Source organism: Ruminococcus sp. (assembly GCF_016283395.1).
Genome location: NZ_JAEEMU010000010.1, coordinates 1 through 3344 on the forward strand (window position 1 = coordinate 1; position 3344 = coordinate 3344).

The window sequence follows — 3344 nt, forward strand, 5'->3', positions numbered from 1 at the left end:
TCAAGCTCTGTGCCCTGTCCTACGTCACCTGAAACAGCGATAACTTCACAGTTATTGTAGTTTTCCTTGAGCCACGGAATGATGATAGATGTATCGAGTCCGCCTGAATATGCCAGAACTACCTTTTTGATATCCTTTTTGTTTGCCATAGTAATTACCTCCTGAATATAAACGCATAAACTTTGCGTGGATTTGCAATATAAATCTATTATACTACATAGTAAAATAATGTCAAGTATATTTGCATAAATATTCATTATTTTCAAAAATATTCACTTTATTTTGCATATTATTCATTTTAAAATCGGATTTTTTAATTGGTCGGGCTAATCACCGCCTATTATCCGCAGAGTGAAAAAGCTTTGTTAAATGTTACTGCCTTTTGTATGAATTTACGATTTTTGCAATAAAGCCGCGTTTTTGCTTGATATTTTTCACCTTTGTGTTTATAATAATAAGTACATATAGCTCTGCAAAATGAAAAAAAGATATGATGTAGGCAGAGTCCACCGAGATTTATGGAGGTTAACATAATGGCTGAGAAAAACGGTACAAAGATAACTATACTTGGCGCAGGCAATGTCGGCGCATCTGTTGCTTATACATTCGCAGTAGCAGGTACCTGCTCTGATATCGTTCTTGTTGACATCAACAAGGCTAAGGCAAAGGGCGAGGCTATGGATATACGTCAGGGCGTTTCATTCGGTGAGAACGTTGAAGTATTCGACGGCGGATACGAGGACGCTAAAGACTCCGATATCGTAGTTGTCACACTTGGTCTTGCAAGAAAGCCAGGTCAGACACGTCTCGACCTTGCTCAGACCAACGTAAATATCATCAAGGAAGTAATGCCTCAGGTGGCTAAATACGCTCCCGATGCTATCTATGTAGTTGTCAGCAATCCTGTTGATATCCTTACATACACTATTCTGAAGTGTACAGACCTCAAACCTAATCAGGTTATTGGTTCGGGTACAGCTCTTGACACTTCAAGACTTCGTTCCATAATCGCTGACCACGTAGGTCTCAGCCCTAACAGCATCCACGCTTATGTATTCGGCGAGCACGGCGATTCATCATTTATCCCATGGTCTATAATGAACATAGCAGGCGTTCCTGTTGATGAATACTGCGCAGATCAGGATCACGCAGACCTTGATGAAGATGAGATCATCGACGAAGTCCGCAAGGCAGGCGCAGAAGTCATCAAGAGAAAGGGTGCTACTTTCTATGCTATCGCAATGAGCGTTAACAAGATATGTGACACTGTTCTCCGTGACTCAAAGAACATCTTAACGGTTTCTACTATGATAAACGACAGATACGGTATCAGCGATGTATGCCTCAGTCTCCCATGTGTTATCGGAAGCAACGGTATCGAGAGAGAAGTCTCACCAAAGCTCAACGATAAGGAGATAGAGAAGCTTCAGGCCAGCGCAAAGGCACTGAGAAGCGTTATTGACCAGATCCAGTTCTGAGAAACCGCAAATAAGCATTTTCGCGGAGAACTCTTATGTTCTCCGCTTTTTTAAAATTAAGACACTGAAAGGAATTTAAACCATGAATTATGCAGAAGAATCCCTTAAAAAGCACAAGGAATGGCAGGGCAAGATAGAAGTTATCTGCCGTGCTCCTCTCGAAACAAGAGATGACCTCTCTCTCGCTTACACTCCCGGCGTTGCACAGCCATGCCTCGAAATACAGAAGGACGTTGACAAGAGCTATGAGCTCACACGCCGTTCAAATCTCGTTGCTGTAGTTACTGACGGTACAGCTGTTCTCGGTCTCGGCGACATCGGTCCTGAGGCTGGTATGCCTGTTATGGAGGGCAAGTGCGCACTCTTCAAGGCATTCGGTGACGTTGACGCAGTCCCGCTCTGCGTTCGTTCAAAGGAAGTTGATGATATCGTTAATACAGTACGTCTCCTTGCAGGCTCTTTCGGCGGCGTAAACCTTGAAGATATCTCAGCTCCGCGCTGCTTCGAGATCGAGAAGAAGCTCAAGGAGTGCTGCGATATCCCGATATTCCACGACGACCAGCACGGTACAGCCGTTGTTACTCTTGCTGCTATGCTCAACGCTCTCAAGGTAGTCGGCAAGAAGCTTGACGAGATAAGAGTTGTTACAAGCGGTGCAGGCGCAGCAGGTATCGCTATCATCAAGCTCCTCATCTCTATGGGACTCAAGGACGTTGTTCTCTGCGACAGAAACGGTGCTATCTACAAGGGCAGACCTGAGGGTATGAATCCTATGAAGGACGAAATGGCTGAGATCACAAACCAGCAGATGAGAAAGGGCAGCCTCGAAGAAGTTATCAAGGGCGCAGATGTATTCATCGGCGTATCAGCACCCGGCTGCGTAACTCCCGAAATGGTAAAGTCTATGGCTGACAAGCCTATTCTCTTCCCGATGGCTAACCCGACTCCCGAGATCATGCCCGACCTCGCTAAGGAAGCAGGCGCAGCTGTTGTTGGTACAGGCAGAAGCGACTTCCCGAACCAGATAAACAATGTTCTTGCATTCCCCGGTATATTCCGCGGCGCTCTTGATGTTCGCGCAAGCGATATCAACGACGCTATGAAGATAGCCGCTGCTAAGGCTATCGCTTCATTCGTTACAGACGATAAGCTCAGCGCAGATTACATTATCCCAAGCGCACTGGACAAGACAGTTGCTCAGGCTGTTGCCAAGGCTGTTGCTCAGGCTGCAAGAGATACAGGCGTTGCTCGTATATAAGCGCAGAGTCTCCGTTCACGCGATGATATCCGCATTTCGTTAATTGTTCCTCGCGGATATTATCTGCCATTAGAGTTAACTATATCGCGGAGAAAGGGTGCAGCGTCACGCTGCCGCCCCCCTCATTTTAGAAGATGTACAAAAATTTTCTCACAAATGTTGATTTTTTGTTAGGAATATGTTATAATGGAGCCGTACAGTTTTTACTTTACGGCTCTTTTTATTTCAGAGTACGGAAATGTGAGCTGAAAGCTATAAAAACTTTAACCGTTAGTTTACAATACAAAAATCAAATTTAACAAGTAAAGGAGAAAAGCACTATGAAAAACACTATGAAAAAAACATCAAAAGTACATTTTATCAGTCTGATCGGAGCTGTTATCAGCTTTTTAATACTTATTATCTCACTCATTACCCAAAGCTTCCTGATGGCGCAGATAGTTCTGGGTGTAGTTTGCGTATTCTGCCTCGCAGCAGGTCTGACAGCAAAAAGAAGTGAATAATAGATCCAAGACCTGCATTATGTCATTTATCGGCAATATCACAAAATTCGGACAGTTGAACGCCGTCCACGCTAAACTAACGGCTAAGGACTAAAGGCTCGGGCT

4 protein-coding genes are annotated in these 3344 nt (G+C 44.4%); 3 read left to right on the forward strand and 1 reads right to left on the reverse strand.

Going from position 1 to position 3344, the window contains the following annotated elements:
- The coding region (locus tag QZZ41_RS00235) for an argininosuccinate synthase domain-containing protein (protein WP_295066575.1) at window positions 1-149 on the reverse strand (149 nt) is incomplete at its 3' end.
- Between the two features lie 384 nt (window positions 150-533).
- Here QZZ41_RS00235 and QZZ41_RS00240 point away from each other — a divergent pair.
- The 3 genes from QZZ41_RS00240 (at window position 534) to QZZ41_RS00250 (ending at window position 3239) form a co-directional block, all read left to right on the forward strand.
- Window positions 534-1478 carry an L-lactate dehydrogenase gene (locus QZZ41_RS00240; RefSeq protein WP_295066569.1) on the forward strand — a complete coding sequence of 315 codons (945 nt, stop codon included), beginning with the start codon at window positions 534-536 and terminating at the stop codon, window positions 1476-1478.
- Window positions 1479-1560: 82 nt separating this feature from the next.
- Window positions 1561-2736 (forward strand): malic enzyme-like NAD(P)-binding protein, encoded by a 1176-nt coding sequence (locus tag QZZ41_RS00245; protein WP_074714934.1) that lies wholly within the window; start codon window positions 1561-1563, stop codon window positions 2734-2736.
- Window positions 2737-3056: 320 nt separating this feature from the next.
- Window positions 3057-3239: a hypothetical protein gene (locus QZZ41_RS00250; RefSeq protein WP_295066573.1), complete on the forward strand. Its 183-nt coding sequence runs from the start codon at window positions 3057-3059 to the stop codon at window positions 3237-3239.
- Window positions 3240-3344: the final 105 nt, after the last annotated feature.

Coding starts and splice junctions, on each gene's coding strand:
- QZZ41_RS00250 (WP_295066573.1), top strand. CDS start 3,057: ATGAAAAACACTATGAAAAAAACATCAAAAGTACATTTTATCAGTCTG.
- QZZ41_RS00245 (WP_074714934.1), top strand. CDS start 1,561: ATGAATTATGCAGAAGAATCCCTTAAAAAGCACAAGGAATGGCAGGGC.
- QZZ41_RS00240 (WP_295066569.1), top strand. CDS start 534: ATGGCTGAGAAAAACGGTACAAAGATAACTATACTTGGCGCAGGCAAT.